Annotated in this window: 22 protein-coding genes; 8 read left to right on the forward strand and 14 right to left on the reverse strand. The window is 55.5% G+C overall.

What is annotated here, in order from left to right; all coding sequences use genetic code 11:
* The 6 genes from ACR3EJ_RS17155 to ACR3EJ_RS17180 are packed head-to-tail and all read right to left on the reverse strand — an operon-like array spanning window position 1 to window position 5,665.
* Window positions 1-795 carry a metallophosphoesterase gene (locus tag ACR3EJ_RS17155; protein WP_170547375.1) on the reverse strand — a complete coding sequence of 265 codons (795 nt, stop codon included), beginning with the start codon at window positions 793-795 and terminating at the stop codon, window positions 1-3.
* A 2-nt stretch (window positions 796-797) separates the two neighbouring features.
* Window positions 798-1,607: a carbohydrate ABC transporter permease gene (locus tag ACR3EJ_RS17160; RefSeq protein WP_170352096.1), complete on the reverse strand. Its 810-nt coding sequence runs from the start codon at window positions 1,605-1,607 to the stop codon at window positions 798-800.
* Window positions 1,604-2,497, reverse strand: a complete 894-nt coding sequence (locus tag ACR3EJ_RS17165) for a carbohydrate ABC transporter permease (RefSeq protein WP_117872581.1) — start codon at window positions 2,495-2,497, stop codon at window positions 1,604-1,606. Before ACR3EJ_RS17165 ends, ACR3EJ_RS17160 begins: the two co-directional genes overlap by 4 nt.
* A gap of 59 nt (window positions 2,498-2,556) precedes the next feature.
* Window positions 2,557-3,813, reverse strand: coding sequence for an ABC transporter substrate-binding protein (locus ACR3EJ_RS17170; protein ID WP_170547373.1), 1,257 nt, complete (start codon window positions 3,811-3,813; stop codon window positions 2,557-2,559).
* 56 nt (window positions 3,814-3,869) lie between these two features.
* Entirely contained in the window at window positions 3,870-4,886 is a 1,017-nt protein-coding gene (locus ACR3EJ_RS17175; protein WP_170547371.1) for an ABC transporter ATP-binding protein, read from the reverse strand.
* 2 nt (window positions 4,887-4,888) lie between these two features.
* Window positions 4,889-5,665, reverse strand: a complete 777-nt coding sequence (locus ACR3EJ_RS17180) for a DeoR/GlpR family DNA-binding transcription regulator (RefSeq protein ID WP_170547369.1) — start codon at window positions 5,663-5,665, stop codon at window positions 4,889-4,891.
* Window positions 5,666-5,935: 270 nt separating this feature from the next.
* Between ACR3EJ_RS17180 and ACR3EJ_RS17185 the strand changes: the two genes are divergently transcribed.
* Window positions 5,936-6,820: an HAD-IIA family hydrolase gene (locus tag ACR3EJ_RS17185; RefSeq protein WP_170547367.1), complete on the forward strand. Its 885-nt coding sequence runs from the start codon at window positions 5,936-5,938 to the stop codon at window positions 6,818-6,820.
* 163 nt (window positions 6,821-6,983) lie between these two features.
* Here the strand turns inward: ACR3EJ_RS17185 and ACR3EJ_RS17190 are convergent, their stop codons facing one another.
* Together ACR3EJ_RS17190 and ACR3EJ_RS17195 are read right to left on the reverse strand one after the other, a co-directional pair.
* Window positions 6,984-7,151 (reverse strand): hypothetical protein, encoded by a 168-nt coding sequence (locus tag ACR3EJ_RS17190; RefSeq protein WP_170547365.1) that lies wholly within the window; start codon window positions 7,149-7,151, stop codon window positions 6,984-6,986.
* 108 nt (window positions 7,152-7,259) lie between these two features.
* Entirely contained in the window at window positions 7,260-7,619 is a 360-nt protein-coding gene (locus tag ACR3EJ_RS17195; protein ID WP_170547363.1) for a winged helix-turn-helix transcriptional regulator, read from the reverse strand.
* 111 nt (window positions 7,620-7,730) lie between these two features.
* On the opposite strand from ACR3EJ_RS17195, the gene ACR3EJ_RS17200 reads away from it, so the two are divergent.
* Together ACR3EJ_RS17200 and hchA are read left to right on the forward strand one after the other, a co-directional pair.
* Complete coding sequence (locus ACR3EJ_RS17200; RefSeq protein ID WP_170547361.1) at window positions 7,731-8,387, forward strand: nitroreductase family protein; 657 nt, start codon at window positions 7,731-7,733, stop codon at window positions 8,385-8,387.
* A 16-nt stretch (window positions 8,388-8,403) separates the two neighbouring features.
* The gene (gene hchA, locus ACR3EJ_RS17205) at window positions 8,404-9,264 is read left to right on the forward strand and encodes a glyoxalase III HchA (protein ID WP_170547359.1); all 861 of its coding nucleotides are present in this window, start codon (window positions 8,404-8,406) and stop codon (window positions 9,262-9,264) included.
* A gap of 84 nt (window positions 9,265-9,348) precedes the next feature.
* On the opposite strand, the gene ACR3EJ_RS17210 is transcribed toward hchA, so the two are convergent.
* The 4 genes from ACR3EJ_RS17210 to ACR3EJ_RS17225 are packed head-to-tail and all read right to left on the reverse strand — an operon-like array spanning window position 9,349 to window position 13,564.
* The gene (locus ACR3EJ_RS17210) at window positions 9,349-10,131 is read right to left on the reverse strand and encodes an arginine deiminase family protein (RefSeq protein ID WP_058276078.1); all 783 of its coding nucleotides are present in this window, start codon (window positions 10,129-10,131) and stop codon (window positions 9,349-9,351) included.
* A 3-nt stretch (window positions 10,132-10,134) separates the two neighbouring features.
* On the reverse strand, window positions 10,135-11,739 hold the full coding sequence (locus ACR3EJ_RS17215; protein WP_170547355.1) for a 5-guanidino-2-oxopentanoate decarboxylase: 1,605 nt from the start codon (window positions 11,737-11,739) through the stop codon (window positions 10,135-10,137).
* Window positions 11,736-12,920 carry a pyridoxal phosphate-dependent aminotransferase gene (locus ACR3EJ_RS17220; protein WP_170547352.1) on the reverse strand — a complete coding sequence of 395 codons (1,185 nt, stop codon included), beginning with the start codon at window positions 12,918-12,920 and terminating at the stop codon, window positions 11,736-11,738. The genes ACR3EJ_RS17215 and ACR3EJ_RS17220 overlap by 4 nt, the downstream gene beginning before the upstream one ends.
* The gene (locus ACR3EJ_RS17225) at window positions 12,917-13,564 is read right to left on the reverse strand and encodes a TetR/AcrR family transcriptional regulator (RefSeq protein WP_480423172.1); all 648 of its coding nucleotides are present in this window, start codon (window positions 13,562-13,564) and stop codon (window positions 12,917-12,919) included. Before ACR3EJ_RS17225 ends, ACR3EJ_RS17220 begins: the two co-directional genes overlap by 4 nt.
* 93 nt (window positions 13,565-13,657) lie before the next feature.
* Between ACR3EJ_RS17225 and ACR3EJ_RS17230 the strand changes: the two genes are divergently transcribed.
* Genes ACR3EJ_RS17230 through ACR3EJ_RS17245 form a run of 4 tightly spaced genes read left to right on the forward strand, consistent with a single transcriptional unit; the run spans window position 13,658 to window position 16,772 of the window.
* The gene (locus tag ACR3EJ_RS17230) at window positions 13,658-14,455 is read left to right on the forward strand and encodes an ATP-binding cassette domain-containing protein (protein WP_170547340.1); all 798 of its coding nucleotides are present in this window, start codon (window positions 13,658-13,660) and stop codon (window positions 14,453-14,455) included.
* A 38-nt stretch (window positions 14,456-14,493) separates the two neighbouring features.
* Window positions 14,494-15,258: a transporter substrate-binding domain-containing protein gene (locus ACR3EJ_RS17235; protein ID WP_170547337.1), complete on the forward strand. Its 765-nt coding sequence runs from the start codon at window positions 14,494-14,496 to the stop codon at window positions 15,256-15,258.
* 9 nt (window positions 15,259-15,267) lie between these two features.
* Window positions 15,268-16,014, forward strand: a complete 747-nt coding sequence (locus ACR3EJ_RS17240; protein ID WP_170547334.1) for an ABC transporter permease subunit — start codon at window positions 15,268-15,270, stop codon at window positions 16,012-16,014.
* On the forward strand, window positions 16,011-16,772 hold the full coding sequence (locus tag ACR3EJ_RS17245; protein ID WP_170547330.1) for an ABC transporter permease subunit: 762 nt from the start codon (window positions 16,011-16,013) through the stop codon (window positions 16,770-16,772). The genes ACR3EJ_RS17240 and ACR3EJ_RS17245 overlap by 4 nt, the downstream gene beginning before the upstream one ends.
* A gap of 55 nt (window positions 16,773-16,827) precedes the next feature.
* On the opposite strand, the gene ACR3EJ_RS17250 is transcribed toward ACR3EJ_RS17245, so the two are convergent.
* Both ACR3EJ_RS17250 and ACR3EJ_RS17255 read right to left on the reverse strand, forming a co-directional pair.
* A complete protein-coding gene (locus tag ACR3EJ_RS17250) occupies window positions 16,828-17,535 on the reverse strand; it encodes an IS6 family transposase (protein WP_170547326.1) in 708 nt (235 codons plus the stop codon).
* Between the two features lie 446 nt (window positions 17,536-17,981).
* A complete protein-coding gene (locus ACR3EJ_RS17255; RefSeq protein ID WP_480423175.1) occupies window positions 17,982-19,421 on the reverse strand; it encodes an IS1182 family transposase in 1,440 nt (479 codons plus the stop codon).
* Between the two features lie 199 nt (window positions 19,422-19,620).
* Here ACR3EJ_RS17255 and ACR3EJ_RS17260 point away from each other — a divergent pair, with 199 nt between their 5' ends.
* Window positions 19,621-20,037 (forward strand): Hsp20/alpha crystallin family protein, encoded by a 417-nt coding sequence (locus ACR3EJ_RS17260; RefSeq protein WP_170547320.1) that lies wholly within the window; start codon window positions 19,621-19,623, stop codon window positions 20,035-20,037.
* Window positions 20,038-20,182 lie beyond the last annotated feature (145 nt).

Consider the following 20,182-nt stretch of genomic DNA (forward strand, 5'->3'; position numbering starts at 1 on the left):
TCAGAATGAATACGGTCCCTCGGCAGCGTCAAGCGAAACAGCGCTCCATATACCGCTCTTTCCGGTCTCGAGAACTGCGCAGCCCGTAGGTCCAGAAAAAAAACCAACTGGAGCCACCGCGCGTCGGTCCAGTGCAAATCCGCTGCAAAGGCCCGGCGCTGTCATGGCAACGTGACCGCCAACGCGACCAATGTGAACGCCGTGGACATGCCCAGCCAAAACCGTGATCTCTCCAGAGTGCACTGCAAGAATTTCTGCCAGATCGGAATGGTTCTCCAATCCGATAACATCCATGAAATCAATTCCGGTGCTAAATGGCGGATGATGCAACATAACGACAATCGGCCCGTCAGACCCAGAAAGCTCCCGCTCCAAAAAATTAAGACTTTCCGCGCGCAGCCTGCCACCGCCCTGTCCTTCAACCAGCGTGTCAAGCCCGATAACACGGGTATCGCCCACTGTGTCCGCCCAATCAATAAGCCCGTCTGTCGGCATGATGTCCAAACCTGAAAAGGCCTTTTGCATTGGCTTGCGCGCATCATGATTTCCAGGAACAACATAAATCGGCAGGTCAAACCGCTCCAGTTGCGCGCGCGCGAAATCATAACTGTCCGGGTTGCCATCTTCGCTGACGTCACCAGTGACCAGAACCGCGTCGAGCGGGCCAAGAGCTTCGCCTTTTTCGATCAATCGGTCGATGACCCCAATCAGGATCGCGCGGGTATCAAGCACGCCTGAACACAAATCGCCGCGCGATACCGCGTGCAAGTCACTTAGATGAAGAAATGTCGCCACGACTATTTAATCCCCGCGCGCAGGAAGGCCTGAACGAATTGACGCTGGAACACGAGGAACGCGATCAACAATGGCGCAACGGACATCATCGTTGCTGCCGAAATGACGCTTATGTCCACACCATTTTCCGGTGCGCCAAAGATCGACAGGCCAACCGTCAGCGGTCGTGTGTCGGGCGAGTTGGTCACGATGAGCGGCCAGAGGAAGTTGTTCCAGTGGGTCGATACCGACACCAACGCATAAGCAAGATATGTCGGGCGCGCCAAGGGCACATAGACTCGCCAAAGAATTCCGAACCAGCCGCAGCCTTCGACGCGCGCTGCCTCATGCAGTTCAATAGGAACGCCCTTAAACGCCTGCCGCATTAGGAAAATGCCAAAGGCAGAGGCCATATAGGGCATTCCGACGCCAAGAATTGTGTCAAACAATCCGAGGCGTGACACCATTGCATAGTTTTCCACGATCAACACTTCGGGCAGAATGAAAAGTTGCATCAACACGAGGATGAACACGAAATCCCGACCCGGAAACTGGACCTGGGCAAAGGCAAATCCTGCCAGCGTCGTGACAAAGAACTGACCAATAAGGATCACCGTCACTAAAAGGAAGGTGTTAAGGAAATAGCGTAGCCACGGCGCCCCCTCCCAAGCGGTGCGGAAATTGTCCAGCGTCCATGGCGACGTGATGTTAAAGTTGACCGCGTCAGAGGTGCTGTGGAAAGCCGCCCAAAAGGCAAAGACCAGCGGGGAAATCCAGATCACGGCCAACAACAGTGCGCCAAAGGATTCGATATGCCTGGAAAATCCGCTCATTGGTAATGGGTCCGTTTGTCGAGAATGGTGAATTTGACGCCCGCAACCACGCCAAGCACGACAAGCACCAGGATGGTCATTGCCGCTGCGTGGGGCGCATCAAAGAAGGCAAAGGCCATTTCCCAGATGTAATAAAGGATAAGCTTGGAGGCGTCGTTGGGCCCGCCCTTGGTCAGGATGAACAAATGATCGATCAATTTCACAGAGTTGATCAACGCATTGACCATGATAAATAGCGTCGTCGGCATCAACAACGGCAGCACGATCCGGCGCGTATAGGTCCAGCGGCTGGCGCCTTCAATGTCGGCAGCTTCCTTGAGGTCCTCAGGGATCGTCTGCAAGGCCGCCAGATAGAAGATCATGAAAAACCCAGCCTCTTTCCAGATCGTCACGATGATTACAGCCCACAGCGCAGTTTCAGGCTGTCCCAGCCAGTTGATTGAGGGAAGGCCAAACAGACCGCCGATCTGGTCAAGCACACCCAATCCGGGAGTATAAAAAAACAGCCAAAGATTTGCCGCTGCGATCATTGGCAGGACCGTGGGCGTGAAATAGGCGGTGCGTACAAACCCGCGAGCCGGGATCTTTGAGTTCGCCCAAAGCGCCATCGAAAGCGCAATTGCAATAGAAATAGGGATGGTCGCGCCCGCATAGATTAAGTTGTTCACAACAACTTTCCAAAAGGTTGGGTCGGCAAACAGGTCAGCATAGTTCTCACCGCCGACAAATTCGCTGGGGCGTCTTCTGGTTTCTCGGCTGAACAAGCTCGACCACAAGGTCGCAAGCGAAGGATAAAATGCAAACGTCGTCAGCAGAATTGCCGCTGGTGACAACAGGATCCAACCGTAGATGGCCTGTCGACGACGCTCGATGTTCACATGCTCTGCCATATAGCGACCCTCAAGGTTGGGTGCGTCGGGCATCTCTGCCCGACGCCAGGGAGTTGAGGTTACTGGTAATCACGCAGCAGGCGCACAGCCGCGGTCTGGGCTTCCCCCAGCGCGTCTTCAGCCGATTTTGTGCCGGTCAAAGCCGCCTGAATTGCGTTGTTCAGACCCTCACGCACGCGTGCGGTTTCAAAGGTCGAGAATTCGGCAACAGCGTTTTCCAGTTGGTTTCGGGCAACGAGAGCGGGTGGGAACTCTTCTGTATAGGATTTAAGCGCCTCGGTTTCATACGCTGCCGGAGACACGCCCATATAGCCGGTCGCGATGGACCACGCTGCCGCTTGCTCGGGCGAGGTCATGAATTCGATCAGCTTCATGGCCGCCGCGCGCTCTTCGTCCGATGTCTCCTTGAAAACATAGAAGTTGCCGCCGCCGGTAGGCGAACCCAGCCGCACATTGGCCGGAAGCTCGGCGACGCCAAAGTCAAAACTGGCGTTGTTCTTAACAGCCGTAAGGTTGCCGGTCGAATGCCACATCATCGAGGTCTGACCTTCGAGGAACGCCTGCCGCAGGGTACCCCATTCAACGGTGCCAGTGGGCATGATGCCATGCTCCTGCGACAGCGACTGCCAGAATTCCAACGTATCGACAACGGTTTCGTCATCGAAATAAGTGGTCAGGCCGTCATCGGACATCACCTCCTTGCCGTTCTGGATCGCCAACGCCTGGAACATCCAATAGGGATAGCCTGTCGATGGGATCATCAGGCCATAGGTTTCGTCGTTGGTCAGTGCCTTGCCCATGCTGATCAGCTCGTCCCAGGTCTTGGGCGGCGCCTCAGGGTCAAGACCTGCCGCACGAAACTGGTCCTTGTTGTAATAGGCAACGATAGTTGAACGCTGGAAAGGAATGCCCCAGGTTTTGCCCTCGATCCGGCCATTGGCCATCAATGCCGGATAAAAGCTGTCTAGCCAGTCCGGGTTAACCCCGTCGATATCTTCGTAGGCAACGATCAGATCCTGCTCGATCAGATCATAGGCATCGATCGAGAACATCACCGCCAGCTGAGCCGGTTCACCCGATGCAAGTGCGGACAAGGCACGCACGCGCGTGTCGTCATAGTTGCCTGAATAGATCGCGTTGACCTTGATGTCAGGGTTGGCAGCTTCAAAATCGGCAACGATGCCATCCACTACCTCGGTCAGCGCGCCGCCAACCGCGATAGGATAATACATTGTTAGTTCCGTCTCTGCCGCCGCCGCTGATGCCAGCGCGGTGGCCGAGACGACAGCTAAACTTATCTTCTTAATAACGTTCATTTTTTCCTCCCAGTGATGACAGTTATTCTTGTCTTTCCAAAGTTCAGTTGCTTGACCTACCCGGCCAGTCGCTTGCCCATGTCGTCAAAGAAATGCAGGTCTTCATCGGCAAAGCTGATCTCCAAATCTTCTCCTGGCGGAATATGTTTCAGTCCCGGCATGGACACGGTCAAACCATTGGCAGCAGGATGTGACAGACCAATGAATGTCTCGGAACCTAGGAATTCGCATTCCGATACTTTACAAGTCAGCCTGCCCTTGCCCGATTCCACCACCTTCACCGCTTCGGCGCGAAGGCCAATTGTCGTGGCGCGCTCAAATCCCGGTACACCTTCGGACTTGATCAGCGCCATGGGTGGCGCACCGACAAACTCGGCGACAAAGGTGTTAGCAGGCTTGTAGTAAAGTTCTTCCGGTGAACCTGTCTGCTGGATATGGCCGTCTTTCATTAGCACGACCATATCGGCCATGCTCATCGCTTCGGTCTGGTCATGCGTGACGTAAACCACGGTGATGCCCAAATCGACCTGAAGTTTCTTGATGTCCTTGCGCACCGAAGCGCGCAGCTTGGCATCAAGGTTCGAAAGCGGCTCATCCATCAGGCACAGCGGCTGGTTTGCCACGATCGCACGTGCAAGCGCCACGCGCTGGCGCTGACCACCCGACAATTCCCCCGGCTTTCGTTGCTCATAGCCCAGTAAGCCAGTGATCTCGAGCGCCCGGGTAAGTTTCTCGCGCCGTTCCGCCGCGCCGACTTTTCGCACCTTGAGGCCAAAGACAACGTTTTCCGCAACACTCAGATGCGGGAACAAAGCATAAGACTGGAACACCATCGACAGATTGCGTTCTGCAGGGGCAGAAGTTGTGATGTCGCGCCCGTCAATGACGATCCGCCCCTCATCCGGCAATTCCAGTCCGGACAGCAATCTCAGCGTCGTTGATTTGCCACAGCCCGAAGGCCCAAGCAGCGCTACGAACGAACCACGCGGGATCGAAAGATTAATATTCTCGACGCCAAGCTGCCCATTCCAGCGCTTAGCAATATTGTCGACATGAACAAACGGTTCTGCCATATTCAGCGCTCTCCTTGTGAGTAAGTAATGGCTTCGCCCAAACTGTCTGCGAGATCGGAAAATTCAGGAGCCGGAGGACGGTCGCATGCGACTACGTCGACATCCGAGATGTTGCCGCCCAATGCCGGCGCAATGCGACCAAATTTACTACTGTCAATTACGAGAATCGATTTGGCTGCGTGCTGCTGCATTTTCATTCTCACCCGAACCTCAGCTGGATGAAATTCTAACAACCCACCATCATGCGCCACACCGGCAACGCCAAATATTGCGAACTCGGCACGAAACCTGTCAAAGAAATCGGTTGCTTCTTCGCCGATAAAATCACGATCGGGCAGGCGCAGCTCGCCTCCTGGCAAAAGGATACGGTTTGAGATTTCATTACTCAGCGCCATCGCGGCACTCAGGTTGTTCGTGATGACCGTTAACTCCTGGTGGCCGGACAGTGCCTTGGCCACTTCGAGCGGGGTCGATCCGATCGATAGGAACACATTTGCTCCGTTGGGGATCATGCTCGCAACAAGTTCGGAAACCGACCGTTTGCCACGTAAGTTCGTTCCGGCTCTCTGATCAAACGGGGTATTCAAACGGCTTTCAGCCAACTCGATCCGCCCGTGTGCGCGTCGCAGGTTTTCACCGTCGCACAAAATGTCCAAATCACGGCGGATGGTTTGCGTCGAGACCCCTAGCATTTCCGCTAAGGCCCCCACACTGACACCGCCACGCTCTTGCACGACCTGCTGGATTAAATCCCTCCGTCTGATCTTTTTCGACGCCATTTATCCCCCTTCAAGTTGCCAAAACCATATCACCAAAAAACAACAAAACAACATTTTTTAGTCAAGACCACATAGAACCTTAAAGGGCACCTTGGCTGCAGGCTTAGTAAAAATTATATTAATCAGTATTTTGCGCATGAAATCTCGAAACTCCTTAGCAACGATTTCCCAAAAATGTTGTTTTTTCTTCCATTTTGTTTTGTTGATGTTACATTCCGGATTGCGTCAAACCTGTCGAGGGCGCCCATCAAAAAAAGGACATTTGGACACATGCTTGACGCCAACTCGATATTTTCGCGTTATCAGTCCATACGTCCCAGGCTCCCAAAAGCAACATTCACCGCAGCCACTCTGGATATCGAGTCACTTCTGGAAATTGGCAACGAAGTAGACGCGTTTGTTTTTGATGCTTTTGGCGTTCTAAATGTTGGGGAAACTCCGATTCCCGGCGCGGCAGCTCGTTTGAAAGAGCTCAGGGAGGGCGGACACCAGATTCGCATTCTTTCTAATGCTGCCAGCTATAATCACCAGGGTGCGACTGCAAAATTTCAGAAGCTCGGAATGCAGGTTGATGCAGATGAGATTGTAACCAGCCGCGACGCAGCCTTGGCAAACTTGAACGACGGTCTGTGGGGCTGCATCGCCTCGCCGTCTGACGACCTGACGGACATCTTATCCGAGACGATCAGGCTTGAGGCAGACCAGGCAGACTTTGACCGGGCTGACAGTTTCTTATTTCTCTCGACCGAAATCTGGCAACAATCTCAACAATCCATGCTTTGCGACAGCTTGTTGGTCAACCCGCGCCCAGTGGTGATCGCAAATGCTGATCTGGCAGCGCCACGAGACTCCGGGTTCTCTTTGGAGCCCGGTCACTACGGGCATTTGCTGGCAGATGAGGGTCTTCAAGACATCAGGTTCTTTGGCAAGCCATTTCCGGAAGTATTTGAAATGGTCGAAGCCACGCTTCCAGGAATTCCGCCCGAACGCATCGCGATGTGCGGTGACACTCTTCACACCGATATCCTCGGTGCAGCAGCACGAGGTTGGCGCACAGTCCTTGTCGCGCAAGACGGAGTGTTTTCGGGGCTGGATACTCGTACTTTTTGCGAGCAATCCAGCTTGACACCGAGCTGGCGCCTACTTCGCATATAGAAAACATCGTGGCGCTCCCACTTTGGCGAAGTATCAGACCGAAAACTAGCCTTGGTTCGAACGGTGACTAAGTGCCTATTCTCACGATTTCGCAAAGCTGGTTTACTGCGCGCTGCCGACATTGATGCACGTGGCAGCAATTTGCACTTTGGGCTCATAGCGCTCATTCACTGCACTCGGCATGAGCATCCGCTTTGCGAACTTTGCCGTTCCAGGTGTTTGCTAACGCAGCATCCACTCGCAGGTGCGGCGCACCCATCGCTGCGTCGCACTCGACGTCGCTGGACCGGTCAGTGAAAGCCAGTCTGAGGGCGGAATTCAGACCGTCCATTCGCGGCAACCGGGGTCGGCCATTGAGGTGCGGATAAAGGGGCAATTCGCTGCGGGAGCTTTAATGTCTCCTATCAAAAAACAGTGGTTCTCGGGAAATTGTCTGGCTTTAGTCAGACTTGTCATACGCTTCCCGTGCGGCATCAATCTCGCTCAAGTGCTCCAATGCCCAATAGCCTAAGGCGCTGACCGGCTCGCGAAACGACTGCCCCATCTGAGTCAGATTATATTCGACCTTGGGCGGGATCGTTGGATATTGGGTCCGGTTCACAAGCCCATCACGTTCCAACTCCTTCAGCGTCAAGCTCAGCATACGCTGCGAAATGCCTAGGTTTCGCTTGATCTCGTTGAAGCGCATGGTTCCGTATTGAGCCAGCGAGATGACCACCAGAACGCTCCAACGGTCGCCCACTCGTGACAGGACCTCGTTGATACGCTTGCAATCGGGGCATTGTTTGTCGTCCAACATGGCAGTTCCCAATTTGTGACCAAGGGTCAAAAATGTGCCTTCTTGCGGCAAATATTAGTTCTCATTAGTTAGTCAGTCACAAATATATACTGATCATCTCGGGCTCTGACAATGGGATCAACCACCGTGACCGCAAAAACACTGAACGACCACCTGAACTGGCGCTACGCCACCAAGAAAATGGAAGCTGGCAAACCCGTTCCACAAGACAAGGTCGATGCCATCGTCGAAGCTGTTCGCATGGCGCCGACGTCAAGCGGCACACAACCATTTGAGCTGATTGTGGTCACAAACTCCGATATCCGGGCAAAGATCGCCGAAGCGGCGTCAGGTCAGGCACAGATCAAAGATGGGTCGCACCTCTTGGTGTTTGCCGCTTGGGACAATTACACCGAAGACCGTATTGATACAGTCAAGCAATTGAATGTTGCGGCCCGAGGCGACCTGCCTCTGATACATGGCTACTACGACAATCTGAAAGCCAACTATTTGCCGCGCGAGGCCGAGTTGAACTATGCCCATGCAGCGCGTCAGGCTTATATCGCATTGGGCATTGCCCTCATTGCAGCCGCAGAACAAGAGGTCGACAGCACGCCGATGGAAGGGTTTGACCCCGATGCTGTTGACGAAATTCTTGGTCTTAGGGAACGTGGTCTTCGTTCCGTCGTTTTGATGCCATTGGGTTATCGCGAAGAGGCCAGCGATTGGCTGCTGCCGATGCCAAAGGTCCGCAAGTCGCGCGATGCAATCGTGACAGAAATCAAATGAGCCCGGACGGAATCACATGAGCTTTCTAAGAAATCTGTTCAAAGCAGCCCCTACGCCCACAGGGGACGGCGCCTTTCAGCCGTCACCCCTTGCCTTGAAACTCGCGACGGCATCCAAGACGGATTATGATGGCGGGGCCTATGACAACCCTTACAGAGGCGGTGACAAGCGCGTGCTTATGATCTGCACCGAAGAGCGCAACATGACCATGGCCAATGGCAAGAAATTTTCGACCGGGAACCACCCGGTCGAAATGGGCCTGCCGATGTTGCACCTGCTGGCCGCTGGTTTCCAGATCGACATTGTCACACCCACGGGCGCCCCTGCCATTATCGAAGACTGGGCCATGCCGCGCGAGGACGAAGCCGTTATGAAGCTGTATCGCGACTATGCCGATGCCTTTGCCAACCCCGGCAGCCTCGCCGATTTCGTGGCGAATACGATGACTGATGATGCACCTTACGTCGGGGTCTATCTGCCGGGTGGCCACGGGGCCATGTTGGGCCTGCCAGAGAACGAAGACTTGGGAAAACTTCTCCGGTGGGCGCACAAACAGGACCTTTTCACGCTGGCGATCTGCCACGGACCGGCCGCCCTGCTTGCTGCGGGCGATGGCCCATCGTTCATCTACAACGGTTACAAGATCGCGGCCTTTCCTGATGCGGTCGACAAACAAACGCCGATGATCGGCTACATGCCGGGCCATATGCCGTGGAAGTTCGGCGAAAAGCTGAACGCTCTGGGTGTGGAAATCATCAATTCCAAGGCCGACGCCACATGCCACATCGACCGCCGTCTCGTTTCGGGCGCAAGCCCCAAAGCGGCGAACGCATTTGGACGGTTGGCGGCAGAAGCGCTGTTGGAGGACGTGTGGTAGATGGAAACCGGTGCGGTGCGCATGCGGACAGCCTCGGCACTCCAGCTGAACTCGGTTATTATGCCTGATGATCCTTCGTTGCCATCAAAACCTCAGAGACAGGCATGACATGCCGCCATCCAACTTGGCGCAATCGGTGTTGTCGATTTGGACGACCTCATACCCAGCCTTGTCCAAAACATCTGCAGTGCGCGGGAAACCGGCCGCCATGAGCACCAGATTGTTGAAACGTATTGCATTGGCGGCCGCTTCTTCACCGTCGGCTACATGCAGAACCCGGTAACCTTTAAAGCACCCGGACGCATCCAATCGCTTGGTTGAAAGGATGGTCTCGGCATCCATCAGCGAACAATCTGTCTTGAAATGCAACACGCCTTCAGGCGTAAATACCTCGCGCAAAGCATGGCCCCACTCATTGGCGATTTCCGCCAGCTCGGCCACTCCTGCAGCGTCGGTTCGATCCGAGCGGCCGACCAGAATCTCCTTTCCGGTCACCAGGATGTCGCCTCCTTCGATATGGCCGGGACCTTTGATCTCGCGGACGTCGTTGTAACAGGCACGGATCGTCGACGATATCTCTGCCACCTCGCCTAGGCGGGAGGGCGCGCCAGGTCGCATCAGTATAGCACTTTGCGGTAGGCACAGCGCAGTGTCCTCGACGAACTGGGCGTCCGGGTACGCTTCAAGTGGATCAAGCTCGATGACTTCTGCTCCGGTGCTACGCAGAGCGCTTACATAGGCCGCATGCGCAGCCAGCATACCGTCCAGGCTAGGACTGCCGATGTCCTCGGCACGCAGGCCTTCTGCAACAGTCGAGGCGGGCTTGCGAGTTATGGCACGGGTAAATTCAAAGGTGGGATTTCGCATGATTCACTCCTGATCCGGACGGCGCCCGGCAATATCAATTTCCAGAATCGAGGGGCCATCTTGGGCATTGGCTTCCGTCAATGCAGCTGCAACAGCTATTGGGTTTTGCCGAACGCGCTTGTAGGGGACGCCAAACGAGGCAGCAGTGGCCGCAAAGTCAGGTGGGGTTGGGTCGCAACCGATCACCTCGACGCCCACGTCTTCCATGGAAGTAGCGATTTCGCCATAGCCATGATTGTTCCAAAGAACAAAGGTAATGCGCAGGTTTTGGTCCACTGCGGCCATGATCTCGGGCAGTGAGAATTGGGCACCTCCGTCTCCAGCGATGCAAATCACTGACGCCTCAGGGTCGGCAATCGCGGCACCGATGGCGGCCGGAATACCATAGCCAAGCGCTCCGTATCCAGTGGCCGCATTGAACCAACCGCCGGGACGGTCGTGGTCATAGTAGAGGTTGCCTGCATAAATCGGCTGAGTAGAGTCTCCTACAATAAGCGCATTCGGGACTGCTGCGCGTATGGCCACCAGAATCCCGACTTGAGCGCGGTAGTCCAAACCTATCTCTTCGAACGCCGCAGCGCGGGTTCTTTTCGCGCGGTCCATTCCATCTCGCTGGTTGGATTTTCCGGGCAATGCCGACAGCAACGACGAAATAGCCTGATCGGTGTCACCCTCTATGGCTATTGCGGCTTCGTGACGGGTCAGTTGATCCGGGCAAATATCCACTCGTATGAGCCCCGACATAGATGCCATACCTCCCGTGGCATACATATCATAGTCCGTTGGGCCCAACTCGGTTCCCAAGGCGAGGACGCAATCGGCATCTTCGATCAATGTCCGGACCGCTTTTAAGCTCGGACTAGCGGGGACGGTCAGTGGGTGCCCATGCATCAAACCGCGCGCATTTACGGTTTGTACGACAGGTGCATCGAGCCGCTCTGCCAGAGTTTGTAGATCTTCTCTGGTCATTTTCGCTCCGCCACCGGCCAAGATGACGACTTTTCGCGCGGCCGACAGCCGGTCAACAGCTTGTTGGACTAAGTCACTGTCCAGTGCCTGATGAGGATGATCTTTCGAAGGCAGCGCGCTTTCAGCGGCTAACCCTGCTATATCCAATGGGACTTGGATATGGGTGGGGCCCGGGCGTCCAGCGGAATAGGGTGCAAACGAGCGATCCAATGCAGCGGTCAGATCACCGGGCTGGTCCACATGTTCGGACACCAGCGCAACAGTCTTGGCGAGCGTGTGTTGGTTGGGCAGTTCATGCAAGTGTCCAAGACCCTTGTTTAGCGTGCTCTTCTCGTTGACGCCGGAAACCACCAGCATCGGAACGGAATCCGCCCGGGCCTGCGCCATCGGCGTCAGTGTATTTGTAAGGCCGGGTCCTGTAATCACAAAGGCAACGCCCGGCTTGCCTGAGACACGCGCATAGCCGTCAGCCATAAAACCTGCACCTTGCTCGTGCCTTGGGGTCACATGCTGAATGCCCGAGGCAGCAAGACCGCGGTAGAGCTCAACGGTGTGCACGCCGGGAATGCCAAACACACAAGACACGCCCCTTTGCTTCAACTCGGCGACCAGTGCCTCGCCCACTGTTTGGTTGGTCATGCGACATCCCGTTTGTTGAGGTTTGCATGGGCGACGATACGGTCTAGCGCAGTCGCGAAATGGCTGTCGTCGATGGTGAGGGCGACCCGAACCCAGTCCTTGAGGCTTTCACCAAAGGCAGAGCCAGGCATCACCGAAACGCCGTATTCCAGTAGGTCCCAGGCATAGGCGTCACCATTCATTCCGATGCCCGACACGTTGACCAGTGCGAACATGCCGGCATCCGGTTGGTGGACGGTCAGTGGCGTTTCACTATGAAGACGGTGCACCAGAACAGAGGCACGGGCTGAAAAACGGGACGCCATACCTGCAGCAACCGAAGATCCGTCTCGCACAGCTTTTTCAGTCATGTCTGCGATGAAGGGCTGGTTGCCAAACAGCATCGTTTCCGAGACCGGCAGCAACGCTCTGCAAAACGCGGCGGGACCTACGCACCAACCGCTGCGAAACCCAGGGGCCGCGTGAGATTTGGAAATCGACGAGACCGCGATGACCCTATCGACCAGTTCAGGCTCCGAGAGCGGGGAAACAAATTTTGCCCCTTCAAACACCAGATGCTCATACACTTCGTCTGAGATGATCCAGAGGTCGTGCTTGATCGCAAGTTCGCCGATTTGCCGCACTTCTTCCGCAGTCAGGATTGCACCCGTAGGATTGTGCGGAGTTGTCAGAAGTATGGCGCGGCTGCGCGATGTGATACGGGCGGCGATGTCCTTGGCCTGCAATCGAAAGCCGTTTTCCGGGCGGAGCGGCACCGTTACTGGCTCGGCGCCGGATGCTCGGATAACGCCCTCGTATGTGGCATACATCGGGTCACCGACCAACACTTCGGAACCTGCTTCGGCAACGCCTTGCATCACCGTAAAAAGCGCGGTCTGCGTGCCGGGAAAACAGAGAATGTTCTCAGGCAAAAACTGCCGCCCGCGGCTTTGGGTGTACGATTCGGCTAAGGCTTCGCAAAGCCTGGCCTCTCCGCGGCCGTTGGAATATCCTGTACGGCCCGATTGCATCGCCAATGCTGCAGCGTCGCAGAGTTCTGACGGCGTTCTTACGTCTGGTTCGCCGATCGTCATTTCCACCAGATCTGCGCCTGCCTCGACCATTCCGCGCGCCTTCAGGTGTACTTCCCACTTGCCGCCGCCCAATCCGGCCAGCCGTTCGGTAATTGCTGTCAGCCTCATTGGGGCTCGCTCTCCTGTGTTAGATCAACATCGATAATGGCGGAAACGGATTGCAGCCCTATTCCCACCAGTTCACCTTGCTCAAAAGCATCGGGTAATGCGCCGCCCTCCAGCCACAGGCCGTCGATGACCGCGTTGCAAGCAATAGCCAATTGCCGCAACTGGACAGGGGCTGCCGAGCGGTTCGCTTCTTTCAGCGAGGCAGCGATCAGCCCTTCAAGCTGGTCCCGAAAGTAAGCGTATGTCCGTTCGTGCGTCGCCTTCATCTGCTGGTCCTGCTGCACCTTGTTCAGAAAACTGGCCCAAAGAGCGATAGCGCGGGGGTCGACAACCGGGGGCATCAACGACGCCTTCACGAAAGTTGCTAATCTGGCTTGGGCACTGGCCGCAGCATCGTTTGCAGGTGCGAATGTTTGATCGGTCATCGTGTTCATGTGGTGCTCATACGCGGCGACGATCAGCTCCTCCTTGGAGTTGAAATAATGTCGGATCAGCCCCTGCGTAACATCTGCGCGGTCTGCGATTCCCCGGACAGTGGCACCACGCACGCCTTGTTCGGCCACCAAATCAAGCGTCGCGAGAATCAGTGCATGCTGCCGGGATTCGGCCGACTCACGCTTAAATTTCTTGCGGTCTTCGCTCACGATCGGTCCTTTTTTGCGGATGCCATAATTATACACTTGCATAATTACTGTGCTCGCGGCTTACTGCAATCAGAAAGTTGGGGTCAAAGAAAAATGGACACAGCCGCCGCTGACGCAGTTGTTCAACTACCGGATACGCGCCGAGAGGCGATCCAAGTTGAAGATTTGCACAAGTCTTTTGGAAATCTCGAGGTGCTGAAAGGCGTGGACCTCACCGCGCATAAAGGTGATGTCGTGGCGATCATTGGTGGCTCGGGGTCTGGAAAATCGACCATGCTACGGTGCATCAACTTCCTTGAGACACCGACCTCCGGCAAAATCATAATCGGTGGCGAGGAAGTGGCGATGCGGGCAGATGGCAGCCCGGCGAGCCAGAAGCAGATCGAGCGAATTCGGACAAAACTGGCGATGGTGTTCCAACAGTTCAACCTATGGACCCACCGAACGCTTTTGGAGAATGTGATCGAGGTTCCGGTACATGTGTTGAAGGTACCAAAACCCGAGGCGATCGAACGAGCGCGCGAATTGCTGGTCAGAGTAGGTTTGGGCGGTAAAGAGGACACGTTTCCCGCTTATCTGTCCGGTGGCCAACAGCAGAGGGCAGCTATCGCCCGAGCGCTAGCGGTAGATCCTTCTGCCATGCTCTTTGACGAACCAACATCCGCTCTGGATCCAGAACTTGTGGGCGAAGTGCTGACGGTGATCCGCGATCTGGCTGCCGAAGGGCGTACTATGCTATTGGTCACCCATGAGATGAAGTTCGCGCGCGAAGTGGCGAACCATGTCGTCTACCTCTACCAAGGGCGTATTGAAGAGCAGGGACCACCTGCAGACCTCTTTGGAAATCCGCAATCAGAACGACTGAAGCAATTCCTCAGATCAGTCGGATAGCACCAATAAACTAAATAAAACCAACCGGGAGAACCCTAATGAAAGTGAAAGCACTTTTGACTGCAGCGACTGCCGCAGCCGTCCTAACTGCAAGCGCGGCCGCAGCTGAACAAGTTAAGATCGGCATCGCCGCCGAACCTTATCCTCCATTTGCGTCACCGGACAGCTCGGGCAATTGGGTCGGATGGGAGATCGAGGTGATCAATGCCGTCTGCGCCGCAGCCGAGCTTGACTGCGTAATCACCCCTGTTGCCTGGGACGGTATCATTCCGTCGCTGACAGGCCAGCAGATCGACGCGATCATGGCTTCGATGTCGATCACCGAAGAGCGGCTGAAAACTATCAACTTCAGCGACGCATATTACAACACACCCGCAGTGATCGTGGCTGACAAGTCGATGGATATCGAGCCCACCGCAGAGTCCCTTGCTGGTAAGATCATCGGGATCCAAGCCTCGACCATCCACCAGGCCTATGCCCAGGAATACTTCAAAGATTCAGAGCTAAAAGTCTATCAGACTCAGGATGAGGCCAACCAAGACCTTTTCGCGGGTCGCATCGATGCTACTCAGGCGGACAGCATTGCCATGGCGGATTTTGTGAATTCGGACAATGGCAGCTGTTGCGAAATCAAAGGTGCTGTCGCGGATGATCCGGCAATCTTGGGCCGTGGCGTCGGTGCAGGCGTGCGCAAGGGCGACACCGAACTTCTTGAAGCGCTTAACAAAGGGATCGCAGCGATCCTTGCCGATGGGACCCACGAGAAAATCACCGCGGGTTATTTCACCACCAGCATCTACTAAGGCTTTGCTGTGACCGGACTGTTAGAGACACTGGGCCTTGGCACCAGCATGGAGTTGCTGTCGCTGTCAAGCTGGGGTGGCAACCTGTTACGCGGGCTTGCCAATTCCCTGCAAATCGCCTTCGGCGCATTTGGAATGGGGCTGGTTATCGGGCTGTTCGGTGCCTATGGAAAACTCTACGGCGGGAAGGTCACGCGTGACCTTCTTGCCATCTACACAACAGTGATCAGGGCGGTGCCTGAACTGGTGCTGATCTTGATCCTGTATTATGTCGGCAGTGATATCATCAACAAAATCTCTGAGGCGGTCGGAGGCGGTCGGGTTGAGATCAACGGTGTAGCCGCCGGTATTTGGGTGCTGGGCGTTGTACAAGGGGCCTATGCCACCGAGGTTCTGCGAGGAGCCATAAAGGCGGTGCCGGTCGGGCAGATCGAGGCGGCAAAATCCTATGGAATGCCCGCTTTCATGATCATGCGTCGGGTGACCATTCCAGCAATGATGGGATTTGCGGTGCCGGGGCTGGCCAATCTGTGGCTTATCGCCACCAAAGACACAGCATTGCTCGCTGTCGTCGGGTTCAGTGAGTTGACACTGGAAACACGGCAGGCGGCAAGCAGTACTCGTGCCTACTTCACCTTCTTTTTGGCCGCAGGCTTCTTATACCTGATGGTCACCCTTTTTTCAGGGGTCGTTTTTGCGCGCATCGAGAAATGGGCGCGGCGTGGTCAACCTTCGTTGAAGGGGGACTCGGCATGATCACCGTGAAAGCCCTTATGCAACCGCACCGTATCGTCATGATGCTGCTGTTTGCAGCGTTGGTGATCTGGTGTGCGTTCTCGCTGCGTTGGGATTGGATACCAAAATATGCCCCTTTGGCGTTGCAGGGTCTCTGGACAACAACCTGGCTCTTGGTGGTCACAACCGTATTAGGCTTTCTAATGGCTGTGCCTCTGGGATTGGCGCAGGCGGTGGGCCCATGGTACTTGGCCATGCCCGCCCGCGTGTTCTGCACGATAATTCGAGGCACACCGCTGCTGTTGCAGATCTGGTTGCTATACTACGGGCTTGGTTCGTTATTTCCGCAGTTTCCCTGGATACGGTCGTCTGAGCTTTGGCCCTACCTGCGTCAGGCTTGGCCCTACGCCGCCCTAGCGCTGACACTGTCCTTTGCAGGATACGAGGGCGAGGTCATGCGTGGCGCGTTCTCAGGTGTGGCAAAGGGCCAGTTGGAGGCTGCAAAATCTTTCGGGATGCCACGTTTCACAATGTTCCGCCGGATCTGGCTGCCCCAAGCCGTACGTAATGTTCTGCCAACACTAGGTGGAGAAACCATCTTGCAACTCAAAGCGACGCCACTCGTAGCAACGATCACAGTGGTCGAGATATATGCGGTTTCGTCCCGGGTTCGAGCAGACACATTTATTGTCTATGAGCCCCTGCTATTGCTGGCATTGGTTTACATGGTCATTGCCGGTTTGATTGCATTGGCCTTCCGACGATTTGAGGAAGTTTGAAAGGTGCTGTCAGACGAACTCGAACTCGTCTCTGTTAGGCCAGTGAGGCTGTCCTTTATCCCGCGCCAAGTTCGCGCCACTCGGCAAGAGCGGCGGATCGTGTCAGCTTGAAGGTGTCTCGGCTGGCGAGCGATCTTTCCTGGTTGAAGTGGTTATAGACAGAGGAATGGACGGAGGCGAATTTCTGCAAACTTCGCATACGCCTGAAACGCTGCATGGCGCGTTCTCTTCGTCGGAACGGCAGATGAGAATTCTTAACGTGGTTGTTGAGCCATCTGCCCGTCATTTGCTTTTCCAACGCACCCATTTCTCTGAGCGCAGCCTTGTAGGATGCGAAGCGATCTGTGACTACTTCTTCAGCTTTGCCGTGCCGCTTCATTAATTTCCTGAGGAATTTCAGTGCTGCAGCTTTGTTTCGGCGTTTGGTGACAACGGCTTCCAGCACCTCGCCTTCGTGATCAACAGCCCGCCACAGATAATGTCGCTTGCCATTTACCTTCACGAAAACCTCGTCGACGTGCCACTTCCATTTCGAGTATGCACGAAGTTGCTGAACACGCTTTCTTCGGATCTCTGCAGCAAACATCGGACCGAAGCGGTTCCACCAGTAGCGGACGGTTTCATGGCTGACATCGATCCCGCGCTCGTGCAGCAGATCTTCGACATTCCGAAGCGAGAGCGGAAACCGAATATACAGCATTACCGCCAGGCGGATGATCTCAGGACTGGTTTTGAAGTACTTGAAGGAGGCAGGTTTGGTCATTCCTAAATGCTATGCACCCGCCCTGCCCCGCTCAAGCAAAGTTCTTCTGACAAGACCGTATCCAGAACAGTAAAGGATCTGGTGGCCGGGTCCGGGCTGGATTTCCAAAGCCTGGGGACAAGGGAACTGAAGGGGCTATCTGAAGACTGGCAAGTCTACAAAGCTATCTAGTGACGCTTCCAACCATTTCTTTTCCAGCATGGAGCAGTCATAAACCAATACCTAATGTTGACTGCTGGACAGATTTTCGCCTGGTCAATATGAACGGCAGCTTTGGGCTGAGGCTGTGTGGAAACCCCTTTGGTTTTCTGCTTCAAAGGATTTCTGCTGGTTTCGTCTGGGGTTTTCGGTTTCTGGACCAATTTGGGACTTATTGCGTTGGAGCGGGGTGGAAACTGAGCCTGTACGGCGTTTCCCACCGTACAATTTGAACGGTTCGCCCCAGTTTAGGCCGGAATGGCGGTCAGAAGCCCACGTACTCCGATCAGGGCGATCATCCGTTTGATGTTATAGGCGAGGACATGGAAGGCCATTTCGGTGCGGACGTTCTTCAGTCGCCGCATCCGGAAGTGCGTCGCCCCCATCCAGCTCTTGATTGTGCCGAATGGGTGCTCGACGGTCGAGCGGCGGAGGCCCATCAAGGCCGGATCGCTGCTCAAACGGACGTGCATCTCGTCGACCAGATGCTCGTGCTCCCATCGGGTGATACGACGCTCCTTGCCGGTCGTGCAGCGCGCCTTGGCAGGGCAGGTCTGACAGGCGTTGGTCCAGTATCGCCGCACCACCAGACCACCGTCTTCGGTCGTGTAGCGGTAAGTCAGCGTCTCTCCTGCTGGGCATCGGTATACATCCGCATCCGCGTCATAGGCAAAGTCGGCCTTCACATACCTGCCCTTCTTACGGTTGCCGGATGTCTCGGGTCGGGGGAGGGTTGTGGTGATGCCATCCTCGTGACAGGCCAGAATCTCCCGACCGCTGAAATAACCCTTGTCCGCCACCACGCTCATTTCGTCGCATCCGAGAGCGGCCTTCGCCGCCTTGGCCATCGGCGACAGTTGTTCACGGTCATGCCCAGCATTGATCACGTCATGTGTGACAATCAGATGGGTCTCGGTATCCACGGCCGACTGGGCGTTGTAGCCCACAAAACCGCTGCCTCTGGCGCTGGTGGCCATGGAGCGGGCATCCGGATCAGTCAGGGAGATCTGTCTGTCCGGGCTCGCCTTGAGCGCCTCGCCCATGTCCACCAAACGCGCGATCTCCTGCCGGATGCGCTCGCAGCGTTGCGCTAGGTTGGCAATCTTCTCTGCCCGGACCTCACTCTCTTCCTGACGGTCGATCCGGACCATTTCATCAAGGTAGCGCTCGATGCTCGCAACCAGATGGGCGGTGCGGCTGGCGATCTTGCCTTTGGTGAAGTTCTTGTCTCGGTTGTTGTCCGCCTTGAACTTGGATCCGTCGATGGCGACACAATCTCCCTTCAGCACCCCGATCCGGCGACAGAGTTCGACGAACTGCGCACAGGTTCGCCGAATGGCGGGGCCGTTATCGCGGCGAAAATCGGCGATTGTCTTGTGGTCCGGGGCCAACCGCCCGGTCAGCCACATCACCTCGACATTGCGACAAGCCTCCCGCTCCAGTGCGCGGCTGGAGGGCACGCGGTTCAGATAGCCGTAGATGAAGAGCTTCAACAGGATTGAGGGGTGATAACCAGGCCGCCCTGTCCGTGCCGGTGCTGTCCGCAGAAAACCGATCTCCTCAAGATCAATCTCATCCACAAAGAGGTCAATCACGCGAACCGGGTTATCCTCATCGATCCAATCTTCAAGCCGATCCGGAAAAAGCGTCGTCTGACTTCGCTCCGCGCCCTCGATATACCCCGACATGCCCGCCTCCAGTCTTTGCCAAAAAGCATACAGCATCCGGAGTTTTCACACAGCCTCGGCTCAGAGCAGCCGTTCGCTGGGTTCTGTCTGAGTGACCGCTACGCGGACTTTGCAGCCATTTCCTTTTGATCCGCATCAAGGACGTTGAACGGCGACCAGCTCAATATCTCTTCACCCTATCAGAGAGGAGAACGTGGAAATGGTTGAGAAATCTCACACCAGCGGCTTCTGGCCTTCGCTTTATGAACCCCTTCGGCAAGTGGGGACGCGTGTATCCGAATGGTTGGCCCCCGCATCGGAGGCGTCAGGTTCGGATGACACTTACCGTATCAGCGTCGAACTGCCAGGGGTGGCTGAAGAAGACATCGACTTGAGTGTTCATGACGGTGTTGTAACGCTGAAGGGCGAAAAGCAGACCGAGCGCGAAGAGAAAGGCGAGACATGGTTCTTCTCCGAGCGTCAGTATGGCTCTTTCAGCCGGTCTTTTCGGCTGCCGCCGGACGCGGATGCCGGCAGTGTCGATGCACACCTGAAGGATGGAGTGTTGACCATCACTATTCCTAAGGTCGCACCAGCAAAGTCGGAAGATACCAAGGTGCAGATCCGCAAATCCTAGGGCTATACAACTTGAACGTTACATTATGTGGGACGTCTGCTTCGTGAGCTAGCAGACGCTGGGAAAAATATGGTCATGACCTCAACGCGGACAATGCTGCCGCCTTCCGTATCGGCTCCTCCCGCCTGAAGATTATGCAAGAATT

It is taken from the genome of Ruegeria sp. AB11 (assembly GCF_056536325.1).

Excerpts from the sequence above, each read along its gene's own strand:
- ACR3EJ_RS17180 (WP_170547369.1), bottom strand. The coding sequence starts at position 5,665 with ATGGCGTCGAAAAAGATCAGACGGAGGGATTTAATCCAGCAGGTCGTG.
- ACR3EJ_RS17255 (WP_480423175.1), bottom strand. The coding sequence starts at position 19,421 with ATGTCGGGGTATATCGAGGGCGCGGAGCGAAGTCAGACGACGCTTTTT.
- ACR3EJ_RS17235 (WP_170547337.1), top strand. The coding sequence starts at position 14,494 with ATGAAAGTGAAAGCACTTTTGACTGCAGCGACTGCCGCAGCCGTCCTA.
- ACR3EJ_RS17185 (WP_170547367.1), top strand. The coding sequence starts at position 5,936 with ATGCTTGACGCCAACTCGATATTTTCGCGTTATCAGTCCATACGTCCC.
- ACR3EJ_RS17165 (WP_117872581.1), bottom strand. The coding sequence starts at position 2,497 with ATGGCAGAGCATGTGAACATCGAGCGTCGTCGACAGGCCATCTACGGT.
- ACR3EJ_RS17170 (WP_170547373.1), bottom strand. The coding sequence starts at position 3,813 with ATGAACGTTATTAAGAAGATAAGTTTAGCTGTCGTCTCGGCCACCGCG.
- ACR3EJ_RS17175 (WP_170547371.1), bottom strand. The coding sequence starts at position 4,886 with ATGGCAGAACCGTTTGTTCATGTCGACAATATTGCTAAGCGCTGGAAT.
- ACR3EJ_RS17160 (WP_170352096.1), bottom strand. The coding sequence starts at position 1,607 with ATGAGCGGATTTTCCAGGCATATCGAATCCTTTGGCGCACTGTTGTTG.
- ACR3EJ_RS17260 (WP_170547320.1), top strand. The coding sequence starts at position 19,621 with ATGGTTGAGAAATCTCACACCAGCGGCTTCTGGCCTTCGCTTTATGAA.
- hchA (WP_170547359.1), top strand. The coding sequence starts at position 8,404 with ATGAGCTTTCTAAGAAATCTGTTCAAAGCAGCCCCTACGCCCACAGGG.
- ACR3EJ_RS17215 (WP_170547355.1), bottom strand. The coding sequence starts at position 11,739 with ATGACCAACCAAACAGTGGGCGAGGCACTGGTCGCCGAGTTGAAGCAA.
- ACR3EJ_RS17245 (WP_170547330.1), top strand. The coding sequence starts at position 16,011 with ATGATCACCGTGAAAGCCCTTATGCAACCGCACCGTATCGTCATGATG.
- ACR3EJ_RS17195 (WP_170547363.1), bottom strand. The coding sequence starts at position 7,619 with ATGTTGGACGACAAACAATGCCCCGATTGCAAGCGTATCAACGAGGTC.
- ACR3EJ_RS17190 (WP_170547365.1), bottom strand. The coding sequence starts at position 7,151 with ATGGACGGTCTGAATTCCGCCCTCAGACTGGCTTTCACTGACCGGTCC.
- ACR3EJ_RS17220 (WP_170547352.1), bottom strand. The coding sequence starts at position 12,920 with ATGAGGCTGACAGCAATTACCGAACGGCTGGCCGGATTGGGCGGCGGC.
- ACR3EJ_RS17210 (WP_058276078.1), bottom strand. The coding sequence starts at position 10,131 with ATGCGAAATCCCACCTTTGAATTTACCCGTGCCATAACTCGCAAGCCC.
- ACR3EJ_RS17230 (WP_170547340.1), top strand. The coding sequence starts at position 13,658 with ATGGACACAGCCGCCGCTGACGCAGTTGTTCAACTACCGGATACGCGC.
- ACR3EJ_RS17200 (WP_170547361.1), top strand. The coding sequence starts at position 7,731 with ATGGGATCAACCACCGTGACCGCAAAAACACTGAACGACCACCTGAAC.
- ACR3EJ_RS17250 (WP_170547326.1), bottom strand. The coding sequence starts at position 17,535 with ATGACCAAACCTGCCTCCTTCAAGTACTTCAAAACCAGTCCTGAGATC.